The organism is Mesorhizobium sp. B2-5-11 (genome assembly GCF_006440835.1).
In the GTDB taxonomy this organism is placed as follows: Bacteria; Pseudomonadota; Alphaproteobacteria; order Rhizobiales; family Rhizobiaceae; genus Mesorhizobium.
In genome coordinates this window covers 1050673-1065864 of record NZ_VFUK01000001.1, presented here as the reverse complement: position 1 = coordinate 1065864, position 15192 = coordinate 1050673, and the positions used below count along the sequence as shown (strand labels likewise).

18 protein-coding genes are annotated in these 15192 nt (G+C 62.4%); 11 read left to right on the top strand and 7 right to left on the bottom strand.

Going from position 1 to position 15192, the window contains the following annotated elements:
- Position 1: 1 nt before the first annotated feature.
- Together FJ490_RS05380 and FJ490_RS05375 are read left to right on the top strand one after the other, a co-directional pair.
- A complete protein-coding gene (locus tag FJ490_RS05380) occupies positions 2-280 on the top strand; it encodes a DUF982 domain-containing protein (protein ID WP_032920128.1) in 279 nt (92 codons plus the stop codon).
- Between the two features lie 30 nt (positions 281-310).
- The gene (locus tag FJ490_RS05375) at positions 311-550 is read left to right on the top strand and encodes a DUF2188 domain-containing protein (protein ID WP_140493732.1); all 240 of its coding nucleotides are present in this window, start codon (positions 311-313) and stop codon (positions 548-550) included.
- A 108-nt stretch (positions 551-658) separates the two neighbouring features.
- Here the strand turns inward: FJ490_RS05375 and FJ490_RS05370 are convergent, their stop codons facing one another.
- Together FJ490_RS05370 and wrbA are read right to left on the bottom strand one after the other, a co-directional pair.
- Positions 659-955, bottom strand: coding sequence for a hypothetical protein (locus FJ490_RS05370; protein ID WP_140494988.1), 297 nt, complete (start codon positions 953-955; stop codon positions 659-661).
- Positions 956-1126: 171 nt separating this feature from the next.
- Positions 1127-1726: an NAD(P)H:quinone oxidoreductase type IV gene (gene wrbA / locus FJ490_RS05365; protein ID WP_140517663.1), complete on the bottom strand. Its 600-nt coding sequence runs from the start codon at positions 1724-1726 to the stop codon at positions 1127-1129.
- A gap of 174 nt (positions 1727-1900) precedes the next feature.
- On the opposite strand from wrbA, the gene FJ490_RS05360 reads away from it, so the two are divergent.
- The 8 genes from FJ490_RS05360 to FJ490_RS05325 all read left to right on the top strand — a co-directional run bounded on the left by FJ490_RS05360 (position 1901) and on the right by FJ490_RS05325 (position 10142).
- Positions 1901-2644 (top strand): competence/damage-inducible protein A, encoded by a 744-nt coding sequence (locus FJ490_RS05360; protein WP_140517664.1) that lies wholly within the window; start codon positions 1901-1903, stop codon positions 2642-2644.
- Between the two features lie 81 nt (positions 2645-2725).
- Positions 2726-3559: a universal stress protein gene (locus FJ490_RS05355; RefSeq protein WP_140493736.1), complete on the top strand. Its 834-nt coding sequence runs from the start codon at positions 2726-2728 to the stop codon at positions 3557-3559.
- Between the two features lie 113 nt (positions 3560-3672).
- Complete coding sequence (gpt, locus tag FJ490_RS05350; RefSeq protein WP_140493737.1) at positions 3673-4173, top strand: xanthine phosphoribosyltransferase; 501 nt, start codon at positions 3673-3675, stop codon at positions 4171-4173.
- 209 nt (positions 4174-4382) lie between these two features.
- Complete coding sequence (locus tag FJ490_RS05345; protein ID WP_140493739.1) at positions 4383-4871, top strand: NUDIX hydrolase; 489 nt, start codon at positions 4383-4385, stop codon at positions 4869-4871.
- Positions 4872-4979: 108 nt separating this feature from the next.
- Entirely contained in the window at positions 4980-5291 is a 312-nt protein-coding gene (locus tag FJ490_RS05340; protein ID WP_140493741.1) for a PilZ domain-containing protein, read from the top strand.
- 665 nt (positions 5292-5956) lie between these two features.
- The gene (locus tag FJ490_RS05335) at positions 5957-9724 is read left to right on the top strand and encodes a vitamin B12-dependent ribonucleotide reductase (RefSeq protein ID WP_140728299.1); all 3768 of its coding nucleotides are present in this window, start codon (positions 5957-5959) and stop codon (positions 9722-9724) included.
- A 6-nt stretch (positions 9725-9730) separates the two neighbouring features.
- Positions 9731-9931 carry a type II toxin-antitoxin system HicA family toxin gene (locus tag FJ490_RS05330; protein WP_140517667.1) on the top strand — a complete coding sequence of 67 codons (201 nt, stop codon included), beginning with the start codon at positions 9731-9733 and terminating at the stop codon, positions 9929-9931.
- A 4-nt stretch (positions 9932-9935) separates the two neighbouring features.
- A complete protein-coding gene (locus tag FJ490_RS05325) occupies positions 9936-10142 on the top strand; it encodes a type II toxin-antitoxin system HicB family antitoxin (RefSeq protein WP_140517668.1) in 207 nt (68 codons plus the stop codon).
- A gap of 50 nt (positions 10143-10192) precedes the next feature.
- On the opposite strand, the gene FJ490_RS05320 is transcribed toward FJ490_RS05325, so the two are convergent.
- Both FJ490_RS05320 and FJ490_RS05315 read right to left on the bottom strand, forming a co-directional pair.
- Positions 10193-10819 carry a hypothetical protein gene (locus FJ490_RS05320; RefSeq protein ID WP_140517669.1) on the bottom strand — a complete coding sequence of 209 codons (627 nt, stop codon included), beginning with the start codon at positions 10817-10819 and terminating at the stop codon, positions 10193-10195.
- Complete coding sequence (locus FJ490_RS05315; RefSeq protein ID WP_140517670.1) at positions 10812-11333, bottom strand: hypothetical protein; 522 nt, start codon at positions 11331-11333, stop codon at positions 10812-10814. Before FJ490_RS05315 ends, FJ490_RS05320 begins: the two co-directional genes overlap by 8 nt.
- A gap of 206 nt (positions 11334-11539) precedes the next feature.
- Between FJ490_RS05315 and FJ490_RS05310 the strand changes: the two genes are divergently transcribed.
- A complete protein-coding gene (locus tag FJ490_RS05310; protein ID WP_224519152.1) occupies positions 11540-11878 on the top strand; it encodes a hypothetical protein in 339 nt (112 codons plus the stop codon).
- A gap of 10 nt (positions 11879-11888) precedes the next feature.
- On the opposite strand, the gene FJ490_RS05305 is transcribed toward FJ490_RS05310, so the two are convergent.
- The 3 genes from FJ490_RS05305 to FJ490_RS05295 form a co-directional block, all read right to left on the bottom strand.
- Positions 11889-12863, bottom strand: a complete 975-nt coding sequence (locus tag FJ490_RS05305; protein ID WP_246672571.1) for a DUF3592 domain-containing protein — start codon at positions 12861-12863, stop codon at positions 11889-11891.
- A 173-nt stretch (positions 12864-13036) separates the two neighbouring features.
- Positions 13037-14119 carry a GH25 family lysozyme gene (locus FJ490_RS05300; protein WP_140517671.1) on the bottom strand — a complete coding sequence of 361 codons (1083 nt, stop codon included), beginning with the start codon at positions 14117-14119 and terminating at the stop codon, positions 13037-13039.
- A gap of 171 nt (positions 14120-14290) precedes the next feature.
- Complete coding sequence (locus FJ490_RS05295; RefSeq protein ID WP_140728298.1) at positions 14291-15076, bottom strand: phosphodiester glycosidase family protein; 786 nt, start codon at positions 15074-15076, stop codon at positions 14291-14293.
- Between the last annotated feature and the right edge of the window lie 116 nt (positions 15077-15192).

Sequence of the window (15192 nt, the reverse complement as noted above, 5' to 3'; positions counted from 1 at the left end):
CATGATGGACAACAAGCCTTTTGAAACACCGGTCGTGGTCGAACTCGGCCATGTCGGCAAATATCGCCACATCCGCAGTACCCAAGAGGCGGCGGAGTGCCTGATGACGGTTTGGCCGCTCAATCGCGGCCCCCGTCATCGTGATGCTCTCGACACTTGCCTCAAAGTGCTGGAAGGTTATCGTTCGACAGCGGATGCGCGCCGGGCCCTTATCGAAGCCGCCAGGGAATCGGAAGTGCTGGTGCCAGACGACAAGCTGTCCGACGACCGCCTGCATTGAGCGGACGGACCTTTAAACCGGAGGTTTTTGATGGCGAAGCTGACTTACAAGATAGTCGAGCATGACGGCGGCTGGGCCTACAAGGTCGGAGCGACCTTCTCGGAGACGTTTCCCACGCATCAGGACGCGTTGCGGGCCGCCGAGATCGCTTCAGCCGAGCAGCAGGTCGCGGGGTCGACGGACGGCATCCAGTACGAGGATGCCGACGGCAAATGGCATGAGGAACTGGCTGATGGACGCGACCGGCCGCAGACCGAGGTTTCCGACTGATCTTTCAGCCCAAAGCCCCGATCGCCCCAAAGGCCGGCCGCCCCGGAGCGCCGACCGCGGACGTCGGGAGAGAAAACGTCCTACGGTCAGCAGGGAGCTTACGGCTGATTATTTGCCGCAGTACTGGTCATTGACGTTGCCTTGAGCATTGGCGTCCGGACCTGGAGTGTTGTGAGCACATGGGCCCATCCCACCGGTATTGCCTTGGGTGCTCAACCCGGAGCCGTATGCGTTGATGCTCCCGGTGGTGCTCTGGTCGATGGCTGATGAATCCTCATTGCCGAACAGCGACCAATTGTTCCACCAACTGTCATGGTTGTAATACCTGCCGTCAGTCGACTGCGCCATCGCCGATGTGGCAAGACCGGCCGTCAGAACGAATGCCGCGAAAAGTTTTTTGTACATTGGATCACTCCGTTTTGTCTTCGTCGCCTTGGGTGCGACACGGGGCAAACCAGTCATCAGCCGAATGGTTCCTTGAATTCGTTGTGAAGCGTCGGTGAAGCGACGATCCACGGCGTGGACCACAAGCATCGCCAGCAGGAGCAACGCCGGCAGGCACCGGCGGCACAACGATCAGCCGTGCAGCTTCGCGGCGATTTCGGCGACGCGCCCGCCCTGGAACTTCGCGCCTTCGAGTTCCTGCGCCGAAGGCTGGCGCGAACCGTCGCTGTCGCTTGTGGTGGTCATGCCGTAGGGCGCCCCCCCACGCACGACATCGTTGCCCATCTGAGCCTGATAGGCATAGGACAGGGGAACGATGATCATGCCGTGGTGCTGAAGCATGGCCTGGGTGCTGATCAGCGCCAGTTCCGCGCCGCCGTGCTGGGTCGCGGTCGAAGACATCACCGAGCCGATCTTGTTGATCAGCGCGCCCTTGACCCATAGCGGGCCGGTCTGGTCGAAGAAGTTCTTCAGTTGCGCGCACATCATTCCGTAACGCGTCGAGGCGCCGACGATGATCGCGTCATAGTCGCTCAGTTCCAGCGGGCTGGCGATCGCCGCTTCCTGGTCGAGCTTGTAGTGGGCGGCCTTGGCGACCGCTTCGGGCACGAGTTCGGCGACGCGCTTGATGGTCACCTCGGCACCGGCTTCGCGAGCGCCTTCGGCTGCGGCCTTGGCCATCTGCTCCATGTGACCCCAGCTCGAATAGTAGAGAACAAGTACTTTGGCCATTTGCGTCTCCTTGACGTGATGATCCTCGCCCGCCCCAGCCACGCCAGGGTACTTAGGGCGCCAATATTCGGGGAATACCGCGTATGCGGGCACAGTTTGTTCACCGGTCGGATGGCATTGCCGCTGGCCGCGTGCCGCGCTATTTCAGGCGACCCGTTTTTGCCGGAGCCATCGATGTCCGAAATCGTTACCGCCGCCATGCTCGTCATCGGCGATGAGATCCTGTCCGGCCGCACCAAGGACAGGAATATCGGCCATCTGGCTGACATCATGACGGCCATCGGCATCGACCTGAAGGAGGTGCGCATCGTTCCCGATGAGGAAGACGAGATTGTCGCCGCGGTAAATGCGGTGCGGGCTCGCTATACCTATGTGTTCACAACCGGCGGCATCGGCCCGACCCATGACGACATCACAGCCGATTCGATTGCCAAGGCCTTCGGCGTGCCGTGCGAATACGATGCCAAGGCCTATGCCCTGCTGGAAGCAAGCTATGCCGCTCGCGGCATCGAATACACCGAGGCCCGCAAGCGCATGGCCCGAATGCCGCGCGGCGCCGACCATATCGACAATCCGGTGTCGGTCGCGCCCGGATTCCGCATCGGAAATGTCCACGTGATGGCGGGCGTGCCCTCGATCTTCCAGGCCATGCTCGACAATGTCGTGCCGACGCTGAAAGCCGGCACGAAAATGCTGTCGGCAGCGGTGCATTGCCCGTTCGGCGAAGGTCTCGTCGGCGGGCCGCTGGGCGAGATCCAGAAAGCGCATCCGGACACGATCATCGGCTCCTATCCGAAATACGGCGACGGCAAGTTCTGGACCGAACTGGTGGTCCGTGCCCGCAGCCAGCAGGCCCTGGACGCTGCGCGCGCCGATGTCGAGGCGATGGTGGCCGGCTTTGCCAGCAGCGCGAGCTGATCCGGTCCAGGCCGGAACCAAGCACAACGCGGCGACGTTTCCTTGCCGCGGGCGGATCGCTCGCAAAATGAGGGGATCACCATGCGCTTCAAGACCATCGTCGCCATTCTGCAGAACGAGCAGGACGCGGAGCGCGTGCTCGACTTCGCCATTCCGCTTGCCGGCCGCTTCCAGAGCCATCTGATCGGCATCCACGCCGAAGCGCTTCCGGTGCCCTACACGTCGGCCACCGGCTTTCCCGACACCGAGTTCCTGCAGGTTTCGGCCGACATGAACCGCGAACGGGCCGAAAAGCTGCGGGCCGCGTTTCTCAGGCATATCGAGAATTCCGGCCTGTCCTTCGAATGGCACAGCCTGGAGAGTTTTTCCGGCGACAGCGCCCTGACCGGCATTTCAAGCGTGCGTGCCGCCGACCTGATCATCGCCGCGCAGCGCGAGACGGGCGGCGATGCGAGCGCCGACGTCGACACACTGGTCTACGACGCCGGACGGCCGGTGCTGGTAGTGCCGCACCTGGGTCCACTGATCACCACCTTCAAGCGTGTGCTGCTTGCCTGGAACGGCAGCAAGGAGGCCGCACGCGCCGCCTTCGATGCGCTGCCCTTCATCATCGAGGCCGACAAAACCGACATTCTGGTCATCGATCCGCCGGACACGCTCGATGAACGCCCCGAGGCCGCCGGAGCGGAAATCGCTTCCGCCTTGTCGCGTCATGGCGCCAGCGTGAGTGTCTCGGTGCAGAGATCGGGCGGCACCTCGGTCGACGAGGTGATCCAGACCAGGATCGCGGAGACCGGCGCCGATTTGCTGGTGCTTGGCGCCTACAGCCACTCGTGGCTGCGCCAGCTCCTGTTCGGCGGAGTGACGCGCTCCGTGCTGCGCACCGCGCCGGTGGCGGCTTTCCTGTCGCGGTAAGTTCACAGTGTCGTTTGCGGCCGCTCTTGCCAAGCGCGAGGTTTTCCAGTTACTTCCGCGCGCATTCCCCTGTTTTCTGCGCGCGACCGCGCGTGCTGCGGAGTGCGCGAAAGATGTCCCTTCCCGAAAAAGCCTTTCCCGTCTCCTGGGACCAGTTCCACCGCGATGCGCGCGCGCTCGCCTGGCGGCTTGCCGGCACCAACAAGGCGCAATGGAAAGCGATCGTCTGCATCACGCGCGGCGGCCTCGTGCCGGCGGCGATCATCTCGCGGGAGCTTGGCATACGCGTTATCGAGACGGTCTGCGTCGCCTCCTATCATGACTACAGCAGCCAGGGTCAGCTGCAGGTGCTGAAGGAGGTCACGCCGGCCCTGCTTGCCGACGACGGCGCGGGCGTGCTGATTATCGACGACCTGACCGACACCGGCAAGACGGCTGGCATCGTGCGCGCCATGATGCCGAAGGCGCATTTCGCCACCGTCTACGCCAAACCGAAGGGGCGGCCGCTGGTCGATACTTTCGTCACCGAGGTCAGTCAGGATACCTGGATCTATTTTCCCTGGGACATGGGCTTCACCTACCAGAAGCCGATCGCCGACGATCACGCCGGCTGATTCGCGGCAAGCAACCTGCTGCAAATCGAGCCGCAGGGAAGTCTCATCCACTAGGCAAAGGGTCTCGCGAGGCTGGCTGGCGCGCGGAAATCGGCGTCTATTGGCGAAAATCGGCCATCCTGATGAAAGTTTTTACTTTTATTGCCGACAATTGGCCGTAAGATTCGTGAGACGGCAAACGATTCTGGAGGCTGGGGCTAGCTTCTCCGATGCTGACGAGGCCAACGACGCACAACCATCTGGCCGAAAGGGTCCGGCGACTCTTCGGCACCGCGCCGTGCCGTCTGCAGGTAGCCGCCCTGCCCTGGCGCGAAACCGGAAACAGCGTCGAGATCATGCTGATTACCAGCCGCGATACCGGCCGCTGGGTGCTTCCGAAGGGCTGGCCTGAAGCCAGGGAGCCGCTTTGCGAAGCCGCGGCGCGCGAGGCTGTCGAGGAAGCCGGACTGCGCGGGACGATCTCGCATCTCGAGGCCGGCCGCTACTTCTACGCCAAGGCCCTGGCCTCCGGCGAGGAAGTGCCGTGCGAGGTATTGGTGTTCCCGCTGCATGTCGACAAGGTCGCCGACCATTGGAAGGAAAAACGCTCCCGCACCCGCAAATGGGTCAGTTCGAGCGAAGCGGTGCGCATGGTCAACGAACCGGATCTTTGCCAGATCATCGCCTATTTCTGCGCCGACCCGCGTCGGTTTGCCTGAACCCGGGACCGGCCGCGCCACCAAGCAGCTCGGACGGGGGCGCCTGCGGCGTGAATGCTTTTCTAATGAAGACGTAATAGGATCTGATCCGATCCTGGCGTTTTACCGATGACAAATCCCGCAAATCCCAATCCAGAGCGATCCGATGAGCACAAGCGCGAGCATCGCCAGCGCGTGCTCAAGGGCGGCACGATCATCACGGGCATCTCGAATTCGGAAGTTGGCTGCACGCTGCGCAATCAAAATGAAGGTGGCGCCGAACTCAAGGTTCCGCCCGAAGCGACGATTCCGGATCATTTCCTTCTCTATGTGCCCGTCGACGGCATCGGCTATCGATGCGAGGTCCGCTGGCGCCGCAACGGCCGGATCGGGGTGCACTTCACCGGAACCGAGCCGAAGCCCAGGACGCATTACGGCTGATCCGCGACGCCGGATGCGCCAGATGGTCTGCCTGCATCACGCCCCGGAGCCGTCGCGAAGCCTGACAAGCGCGTCTTTGTCCCCTCGGCCGGGGGCTACCGCGGCAGCTCCATTCTATCCCCGTTATCCACATGTGTGACACACAAGATGTTGAGGTCACAAAAGCTACGCAAACGAATCCTTGACGGCGCAAAACGAGTCGCCTTTTATAGGCCATGCGCTCCTGTTGAGAGCGCGACCGGAAAGTTCTGAGCCCGGTCTTTTTCCCGGATTATGTGCGTTTTTCCCCACATTTCCGCCTGTTTACGAGGCTGGCGGAAGCGTTGGGATTGCGGGGGCGTGGGCGATAAAAGGGAGAATTGTCGGACTGGAATAAATTGTCTGTTAACACTATATTTAGTGTTTGCAGGCAGGTTCGACGCTAGATAATGTGAATTTCCCTCGAGTGAGGGAATCGGAAAAAATCAGTTTTGAGGGACCCGCGGGTTCGTCGGTGAGTTGGACAGGCGCTTCGCAAGAAGTTTGACCAGCAAGGCGGACGAAGACCGCGAAAATGGAGAGCCGGCCGTTTTCGAACGCCGGCAGACGGCGGACATGCGCGTTTCGCATTGGGAGCAGAAATCTCCTGACGAAAGCGCTATATATAGACAAAAGGGACCGGACCAATGCGCATCGAGCGTCGTTTCACCAGACAGGGACAATCGGCCTACGCGGAGATCGAATTCCGCAAGGCGCTCTCCGAGATCAAGAATCCGGATGGCTCGGTGGTGTTCCGCTTGGACAATATCGACGTGCCGGCGCAATTCTCCCAGGTCGCCGCCGACATCCTGGCGCAGAAATATTTCCGCAAGGCCGGCGTCCCCGCGCGGCTGAAGAAGGTCGAGGAGAACGATGTTCCCTCCTTCCTGTGGCGCTCCGTCGCCGACGAGGCCGAACTTGCCAAGCTGCCGGAAGCCGAGCGCTACGGGTCCGAGATCGACGCCCGCCAGGTCTTCGACCGGTTGGCGGGCACCTGGACCTATTGGGGCTGGAAGGGCGGCTATTTCAAGTCGGAGGAAGACGCGCGCGCCTTCCGCGACGAGCTTGCCTACATGCTTGCCACCCAGCGCGTGGCGCCGAACTCGCCGCAATGGTTCAACACCGGCCTGCACTGGGCCTATGGCATAGACGGCCCGAGCCAGGGCCACTTCTATGTCGACCCGTTCACCGGCAAGCTGACGAAGTCGAAATCCTCCTACGAGCACCCGCAGCCGCATGCCTGCTTCATCCAGGGCGTGCAGGACGACCTCGTCAATGAGGGCGGCATCATGGATCTGTGGGTGCGCGAGGCGCGCCTGTTCAAATACGGCTCGGGCACCGGCTCCAATTTCTCGCTGCTGCGCGGCGAGGGCGAAAAGCTGTCCGGCGGCGGCCGTTCGTCCGGCCTGATGAGCTTCCTCAAGATCGGCGACCGCGCCGCGGGCGCCATCAAGTCGGGGGGCACGACGCGCCGCGCCGCCAAGATGGTCATCGTCGACGCCGATCACCCCGACATCGAGGAATTCATCGACTGGAAGGTCAATGAAGAGCAGAAGGTCGCCTCGCTGGTGACCGGCTCCAAGATCGTCAAGAAGCATCTCGAAGCGATCATGAAGGCCTGCGTCAACTGCGAAGGCCATGACGACGACTGCTTCGACCCCGCCATCAACACGGCGCTGAAGCGCGAGATCAAGGCGGCCAAAAAGGACGGGGTGCCGGAGAACTATATCTACCGCGTCATCCAGTTCGCCAAGCAGGGCTACACCTCGATGTCGTTCAAGACCTACGACACCGACTGGGATTCCGACGCCTACCTCACCGTGTCGGGCCAGAACTCCAACAATTCGGTGTCGCTGAAGGACAATTTCCTGCGCGCCGTCGAGGATGATGCCGACTGGCATCTCACCGCCCGCAAGGACGGCAAGGTGCTGAAGACGCTGAAGGCAAGGGATCTCTGGGAAAAGATCGGCTACGCCGCCTGGGCATCCGCCGATCCGGGCCTGCACTTCAACACGACGATGAACGACTGGCACACCTGCGCCTCCGCCGGTGCGATCCGGGCCTCCAACCCGTGCTCGGAATACATGTTCCTCGACGACACGGCCTGCAATCTCGCCTCGATCAATCTGCTGCCCTACCGCAATGCCGACGGCACGATCGACATCGCTGCCTATGAGCATACGGTGCGGCTATGGACCATCGTGCTGGAAATCTCGGTCATGATGGCGCAGTTCCCGTCGAAGGAGATCGCCAAGCTCTCCTACGACTACCGCACGCTGGGCCTCGGCTATGCCAATATTGGCGGCCTGTTGATGACCTCGGGCATTCCCTACGATTCCGATGAGGGCCGCGCCATCTGCGCCGCGCTCACCGCAGTCATGACCGGCACCGCCTACGCCACCTCGGCCGAGATGGCGTCCGAGCTCGGCGCCTTCCCCGATTACGACCGCAATGCGCAGAACATGCTGCGCGTCATGCGCAATCATCGCCGCGCCGCCTATGGCGACAAGGACGGCTACGAGAAGCTGGCCGTCAACCCGGTGCCGCTGGTCGCTTCCGACCTCAAGCAGCAGGAGTTGGCGACGCACGCCAAGGCTGCCTGGGACCGCGCCATCGAACTCGGCGAGGAGCACGGCTATCGCAACGCGCAGGCGACCGTCATCGCGCCGACCGGCACGATCGGACTGGTCATGGATTGCGACACAACAGGCATCGAACCCGACTTCGCGCTGGTGAAGTTCAAGAAGCTTGCCGGCGGCGGCTATTTCAAGATCATCAACCGCGCCGTGCCGGAAGCGCTACGCACGCTGGGCTATTCGGAAAGCCAGATCGCTGAGATCGAGGCCTACGCCGTCGGCCACGGCAATCTCAACCAGGCTCCCGGCATCAACCCCGGCTCGCTCAAGGCCAAGGGCTTCACCGACGACAAGATCGCGGCGCTGAATGCCGCGCTGAAGTCGGCCTTCGACATCAAGTTCGTCTTCAACCAGTGGACGCTGGGCGCCGACTGGGTGAAGGAGACCTTTGGCTTCACCGACGAGCAGCTCAACGACTTCTCGTTCGAGATGCTGCCGGCGCTGGGCTTCTCCAGGAAGGACATCGAAGCCGCCAACATCCATGTCTGCGGTGCGATGACGCTTGAGGGAGCGCCCTTCCTCAAAGCCGAACACCTTCCCGTGTTCGACTGCGCCAGCCCCTGCGGCAAGATCGGCAAGCGCTCGCTGTCGATCAACAGCCACATCCAGATGATGGCGGCGGCACAGCCCTTCATTTCCGGCGCCATCTCCAAGACCATCAACATGCCGAACGACGCCACGGTGGAGGACGCCAAGAACGCCTACATGCTGTCGTGGAAGCTGGCGCTGAAGGCCAACGCGCTCTACCGCGACGGCTCGAAGCTCTCGCAGCCGCTCAATGCCTCGCTGCTCGCCGATGGCGAGGAGGACGAGGACGAGGCGATCGAACAGCTGGTCGCCGCGCCCGCCGCGCAGCGTGCGGTGCAGGTCACCGAAAAGATCGTCGAGCGCGTCGTCGAGCGTCTCTACCGCGACCGCGAGAAACTCCCGAACCGCCGCAAGGGGTATACGCAGAAGGCGGTCGTCGGCGGCCACAAGGTCTACCTGCGCACCGGCGAGTTCGACGACGGTCGTCTCGGCGAGATCTTCATCGACATGCACAAGGAAGGCGCTGCCTTCCGGGCGATGATGAACAATTTTGCCATCGCCATCTCGCTCGGCCTGCAATATGGCGTGCCGCTGGAGGAATTTGTCGAAGCCTTCACCTTCACCAAGTTCGAGCCGGCCGGCATGGTGCAGGGCAATGACGCGATCAAGAACGCGACGTCGATCCTCGACTACGTGTTCCGCGAACTTGCGGTCTCTTATCTCAACCGCCACGACCTCGCCCATGTCGACCAATCGGATTTCGACAAGACGGCACTCGGCCGCGGCATCACCGAAGGCAAGGCCACGCCCTTCTCCAAGGGCCTCTACCGCGGTGCCTCGCCGGTCAAGCTGGTGTCGGGTGCCGAGCCCAAGGGATTCGGCGGTTCTGCCCCGGCCACGGCCCCTGCCCGCGTGGCGCCGACGGCCTTCTCCGGCTCCAACGTGCTGGCGCTGAAGCCGGCGAGCGACGAGGCCATCGCCTATAAGCGTGACTATGAGGAACGCGCCAGGGAGCTGGTCGAGGACATCGCCGAGGAGGAAGCCGAGGCTTCCGGCGCCGAGGGGCTATTCTCCGACGCCGCCGCGCACGAGGCCGCGGAAGCCAAGGCGCTCGCCGCCACCCGGCGCCAGCAATCGCTGATGCAGGGCTACACCGGCAACGAATGCTCGGAATGCCACAACTTCACCATGGTGCGGAACGGCACCTGCGAGAAGTGCGATACGTGTGGAAGCACGAGTGGGTGCAGCTGAGAGCTGATGCCGCCTCGGCTTACAGTCCGCGAAGTCATTCGCTTGCTGGAGACCGATGGCTGGTATCTGGTTGCAACCAAGGGCAGCCATCGCCAATATAAGCACAAGATAAAAGCCGGCCGCGTCACCGTGGCCGGCAAGTCGTCTGAAGAGGTTGCACCAGGGACATTGAACAGCATCCTCAAGCAGTCCGGGTTAAAGGAGTGACGACATGCGTTACGCTGTGGTGATTGAAAAAGCAGGAGATAATTTTTCTGCTTATGTGCCGGACCTGCCCGGCTGTATCGCGACCGGCGCGACGGTGCCTGAGGTGGAAACCGAGATTCGCGACGCAATACGCTTTCATATCGAGGGCTTGCGTGCCGATGGGTTGGATGTGCCCGAAAGTGTCAGCCTGGCAGAATATGTAGAGGCATAGAAGGCGCCGCTGCGATCCTTCCAATCCAGATCAGCCTCTGACCTCAGCACCTATTCCGCCGGCAACACTCGCAGCGTCTGCTCATCAAACAGCGGCTCGTCCTGGCCAATCCGGACAAACAGCAGCTTTTGCGCCGCACCCGCCGGTATCTCGAAATACTGGATGCCATCGGGCATCTCGCCCCAGTCGCCGCAGGGCGGTTCGGGGACCTCGTTGGGGTCGGCAAGTGCCTTCAGCTCTTTCGCGTAGGCGGCGTCGGGGCTGAATGTATAGCGTTTGACACCGGCGGGCACGGTTCCTTCCGTGTAGGGGGCGAGCACGCAGCGTGCGCCGACGGCGTTGTCGGTCTTTTCCAGGAACAGCCGCTGCAACGCGGCTTCGGCAGTTTCGCCGGGCTTGATGTCGAATACCTCAACCAGAGGATCGGCCGCGCCGCCATCGCTGTATTTGACGGCGAGCGCCTCGCCTGCGAACTCAAAGTGGATCTGGCGGAAACCGAAATCGCAGCGCTGCACCCAGGCGGCGAGCCCGACGGTTTTGTCGGTCAGCCTTTCCCAGGCGCATTTGTCGATGGGCGGGCGCGACGGCGCCGGTTCATCCGCTCGTGCCACGGCCGATATTGCCACGGACGCAAACAGGGCGCTGCCCCAGACGATCGATATCATGGCGCTATTCATCGCTGCATCCTGTCAAAGTGAAGACATCCCACGCCGAGCCACCGGGGTTGGCGTTGGCGAAGTCGACCCAATCGGTGAAAGCCACGCCGAAATCCGGCAGCAGCAGCCCTTTCGGCGCCGGCGTCGCTTCGCGCGAGTTCAACTGCTCGGCGCCGCCTCCGGTCAAGGCATAGACTTGGCCCTCCCATATCCTGCACAGGCCGCTGCCGTCCTGCAGCCCCGCTTCGCGGTCATCGTCGGTGCAGGGATGGCGGATGGTGCCGAGCGGCAACGAATTCCTGCCGTTGGTCCAGGTGATATCGGCCGGGAGGCGGATATCGGTCTTGGGCACGGCCAGCGAAAACACCTGCGCCGTCAGTGCCGCCGGCTCATTGGCGAGCGGCCGGAATTGCATGACCGCACCGGAGCGCTGCTCCCGATAGGTGGCATGGCTCAGCAAGCATTCCCCGGCGTTCGCCACCTGCATCGAACTGAGCAGACCCGCGAAGACGAAGGCCAGTTTACGGGTGATCATCAAATGTCCCTGGGAAAGCGTTGTGAAAGCAAAATGCTGGCCGCATACCGTCCCGCACAGTCGCATCATCCACGCAAAAGCATAAGCGAAATCCGGAACGGCTGCATTGTCGGCTCCTTGGACGAAAACTTATCTCTCGCAACCCAACAGCCTGTATGGTCGAGCGCACTGATCGAGGGGTGGTGATGCGACGTTTGGTGATTACGATGGCAATGTCCGCATTCGCGACTGGTGCTGCGCTGGCGGCGTCGCCCTATGTCGGGACTTGGTCCAGCGACCGACTGAACTGCCACGCGGCCGCCGACATCCAACGCCAGACCGTCTACTCCGTAGACCGAGCGGCCCTGTCGCTGCCCGAGTTCGGCTGCGAGCACGCGTCATTTCGCAAGTCGCCGACCGGCTGGGTGGTACATGCTAGCCGGTGCTACGGATCGTACCCGTCACTGGAGGAGCCCTTCACTCGTGTCATCCATATCGAGAGGCATGGCGCCACGATGCGGTTCACCTGGCCTGGCTTCGACAGCGGACTTCTTGTGCATTGCTGAGGCGTTCGCGTCAGACCAGCCCGACCAGAAAAGCAGCGCTGCCGAGAAAGCCAACCGAACAGACCCACAGCACCCACAATCCGAGCACCCTGCATTCGAGCACCGCCGAAGCAGGGTTGGCGGGGTCATAGTGCACGTCCACCTTGGTGCCCTCGACATAGCACCGCGCCTGAGCCCCGACGAGGCCTGGCAACGAAGCCGTCACGCTGGCGCCGAAAGCGACGCGATCGGCACTGTATCGCTGGCCGGAGACGCCATAGCTGTAGACGATGCGGGATTTGAAAACAGTACGCCAGGGCCGATAGCTCCCGGTCCGCTCGCGGGTTTTGATCGCCTGCAGGCCCGACGCGTCGATGCGGCCGACGGCGACCGGCCATTTTGCCGCCTGCTCGGCCATCGATTTCTGGACGAAGCCCATGCGCAGGACAAACAGGCCCATGAACAGCAACAGAGCCGCCGCACCGACATACTGCGGCTTGGGCAAATACGGGCCGATCGCCTCCAGGACACCGCCGACGGAAAACACCAACACCAGGGCGCCGACCACCAGCCCGGCGGAAAGCTGCACCATGAATTTGAAGGCGCCCTCCGGCATGGTGCGCTCGATCACGGCCTTGGCCGGATCGACAGGGTTATAGAAGACGGTCACGGCTGCGCCGCGGGGAAATCGCGCAAGGGTTTCGGCGACTTCGAAATTCCCCAGATTTTCCTGCACGCTGTAGTGCGAACTCTGAAATGTCTTCTTATCCACCTTGTACTCGAAGGTGATCGCCGGAAAATTGCGGATCTCGGTGGAATCGCTGCTGTCAGACCCGGAGCCGGAGCTTCGGACCTCGCGCGCTTCGACGCGCGAGGAGATGATCTTTCCCGGCGCCGGCAACCAGCGGCTGACCGCTTTGACCTCTCGCCATTTCAGGAAAGTGACGATCGACAGCCCGCCGGCGACCGCGCAGGCAAAGCCGACCAACAGAAATTTGAGTTCCAACTCATCTCCCCCGGAGTTCAGGAGCCCGCACATAGACATCATGACGACGGCAATGTCTTGCTTATTCGCTGAAACGGCCGAAGCCTCCGCGGATGCTCATCATCGTCTCCCATTTGCTGGCCAAACCGGCGGAGACCTGGGAGAGCGAAGCACGCCAAGCCTGATGGCTTGTTTCAATCCGCGTCGGCCACCATCTGCCGGCCGCCGGCCCAGGCGCGCCATTGGCGCTCGTCGCCGTGGAAGACGTTGAGGTCGATGCGGCCGGTGACGCCATGCGATAGGCCGGAGCCGGAATATTGCCAGAACAGCCATTTGCGGCCGGGATAGACCTTTGAGGGGTGCTGCGCCACGGCGCGCAGCCAGAACGAATAATCGAGGAATTCGCCGCGAAGATTGTCGCGGTAGAAATCGGGCGCGGTGTAGATGATGGGCCGCTGGCCGTAATGGCGTTCAAGCTTGTCCATGAACACCTGCATCTTCTCCAGCACCTTTTCGCGCGACGGCCGCCGCTTGCAGCTGGATTCGCCATTCCATTCGACATCGATCACCGGCGGCAAGGCGCCCTCGACCCTGGGCACGTTGCGGATGAACCAGTCGGCCTGCTCGCCGGCGGTGCGGCACCAGTAGAAGAAGTGATAGGCGCCGCGCTTCAGCCCTGCGGCGTCGGCGTTGCGCCAATTCCTGGTGAACATCGGATCGAGATGGTCGCCGCCGTCGGTCGCTTTAATATAGGCGAAATTGGCGCCCTGGGCGCGCAGCTTCTCCCAGTTGACGTTGCCTTGCCAGCGCGACACGTCGACGCCATGCACGGCAAGGTGTCGCGGCGAAGAGCGGCCGAAATTGATCGGCTTGGCATCGCGAAAGCCGTAGCGCGTGACAGGCCCGGCCAGCATCGGCGGTGCCGCCCGTGACAAGAGCTTCGGCGGTGATACAAGCGCCGCCGGCTCGACGACCGGCGGCTCGACGCTGTCCGGCAGGTCGGGCGCCGGAAACGCCACCGTCTCTTCCTCCGCCAGGCCGTAAGGTCGGACATTCTCGTCCACCGGCATGGCTTCCGCCATCCTGCGTTCGGCTGCCATTCTCCGTTCGGCCTTGGTCACTGGGGCGGATGCGATCGGCGCGCTTGGTCGCACCACCGAGTTGGTGATCTCGTTCGACGGCTTCTGGATGTCCAGCGCGTCCATGCCGGATGTCGACGAGCAGCCGGCAAGGCACAGCGTTGCGATCACGAAACTGACGGCGCCTGGTAACCGCATCTGGACCTGTACTCAAACACAACAGACCGAAGGCAACGGCCGACGGACAAACCAGGTCTAGTTATGAACGAGAAATTACCAATAAAGATTGAATCAAGTTTTTAAGCATGTTGGGCACGGTTCCGAGTGTCGGCCGTGCGCGGTGACAAGCGCAATCTAGGCCTGCCGATCCTATCGCCTGAAGACGCCGATCATCGGCCCCAGGTTCCAGTAGTCGTCATTGCGGCCGATGGCCGGCGCGAGCAGGCTCGATATCGACCCGTCGAGGAACAGCGCATTGTCGCAGCCGAGCCCGTCGCGAAACAGGCGTGCGAATGCATGGAATGTCACCGTGCCATTCGAAATGGCGAAGACGACGACGCCGTCCTTTCGCACCCCGACACCGTCGCGCGTCTTGCGCGAGGTGCTGTCGGCCCGGAATTTCTGGTGCAACTTGCCGTTGATCACCAGCATCGGCCCGGACTGCGTGGCATAATCGGTGGGCGGACGCTTCTCTAAGAAATCCCTTGTCGCGCGGACCGCGGCCTTGCCGTCGCTGATGTAGAAAATACCATTGGGCTGGAGCGAAAAATTGCCGCTTCCCGACCCGACCTTCGCCGAGGCCAGTTCCTGCCCGCGCTCGACATACAGGCCGACCGGCGCGAGGTTTGGATGGTACATTCCGGTATTGATGGCGAACAGCATCGTGCGCCCGGCCCGCCGCTGGGCATCGTCGAGATTGTGCAGCGATTGATAGGGCTTGCCGGCCGGATCCTTCCAGAACAATTCGATCCGATATTGCCTGGGATCGACCTCGCAGACCAGGTAGCTGGTGACCTCGAAGACGAAATCGCGGCACGGCGGCAACGAGGCGAACCATTGGCCGACTCCCATGCCGATCGCCGCCGCCGACGGCAGCGCGGTCTTGATCAGCGCGAGCAGTAATGGCGCGGATTGGAGGACAGTCAAAAGATCCATGCGCGCACCGGATTGCCGGTTCCAACGAGCCGCCGCCAGCATTCGCCGGCACGACGCAAGAACGGTCCCAAGCGGGAATGGATCAAACGGCCAAGGTCGAAGTGCGGCTGCCGACG

Excerpts from the sequence above, each read along its gene's own strand:
- FJ490_RS05310 (WP_224519152.1), top strand. The coding sequence starts at position 11,540 with ATGGCAATGTCCGCATTCGCGACTGGTGCTGCGCTGGCGGCGTCGCCC.
- wrbA (WP_140517663.1), bottom strand. The coding sequence starts at position 1,726 with ATGGCCAAAGTACTTGTTCTCTACTATTCGAGCTGGGGTCACATGGAG.
- gpt (WP_140493737.1), top strand. The coding sequence starts at position 3,673 with ATGTCCCTTCCCGAAAAAGCCTTTCCCGTCTCCTGGGACCAGTTCCAC.
- FJ490_RS05340 (WP_140493741.1), top strand. The coding sequence starts at position 4,980 with ATGACAAATCCCGCAAATCCCAATCCAGAGCGATCCGATGAGCACAAG.
- FJ490_RS05360 (WP_140517664.1), top strand. The coding sequence starts at position 1,901 with ATGTCCGAAATCGTTACCGCCGCCATGCTCGTCATCGGCGATGAGATC.
- FJ490_RS05325 (WP_140517668.1), top strand. The coding sequence starts at position 9,936 with ATGCGTTACGCTGTGGTGATTGAAAAAGCAGGAGATAATTTTTCTGCT.
- FJ490_RS05355 (WP_140493736.1), top strand. The coding sequence starts at position 2,726 with ATGCGCTTCAAGACCATCGTCGCCATTCTGCAGAACGAGCAGGACGCG.
- FJ490_RS05375 (WP_140493732.1), top strand. The coding sequence starts at position 311 with ATGGCGAAGCTGACTTACAAGATAGTCGAGCATGACGGCGGCTGGGCC.
- FJ490_RS05330 (WP_140517667.1), top strand. The coding sequence starts at position 9,731 with ATGCCGCCTCGGCTTACAGTCCGCGAAGTCATTCGCTTGCTGGAGACC.
- FJ490_RS05295 (WP_140728298.1), bottom strand. The coding sequence starts at position 15,076 with ATGGATCTTTTGACTGTCCTCCAATCCGCGCCATTACTGCTCGCGCTG.
- FJ490_RS05380 (WP_032920128.1), top strand. The coding sequence starts at position 2 with ATGATGGACAACAAGCCTTTTGAAACACCGGTCGTGGTCGAACTCGGC.
- FJ490_RS05300 (WP_140517671.1), bottom strand. The coding sequence starts at position 14,119 with ATGCGGTTACCAGGCGCCGTCAGTTTCGTGATCGCAACGCTGTGCCTT.
- FJ490_RS05335 (WP_140728299.1), top strand. The coding sequence starts at position 5,957 with ATGCGCATCGAGCGTCGTTTCACCAGACAGGGACAATCGGCCTACGCG.
- FJ490_RS05345 (WP_140493739.1), top strand. The coding sequence starts at position 4,383 with ATGCTGACGAGGCCAACGACGCACAACCATCTGGCCGAAAGGGTCCGG.
- FJ490_RS05370 (WP_140494988.1), bottom strand. The coding sequence starts at position 955 with ATGTACAAAAAACTTTTCGCGGCATTCGTTCTGACGGCCGGTCTTGCC.
- FJ490_RS05320 (WP_140517669.1), bottom strand. The coding sequence starts at position 10,819 with ATGAATAGCGCCATGATATCGATCGTCTGGGGCAGCGCCCTGTTTGCG.
- FJ490_RS05315 (WP_140517670.1), bottom strand. The coding sequence starts at position 11,333 with ATGATCACCCGTAAACTGGCCTTCGTCTTCGCGGGTCTGCTCAGTTCG.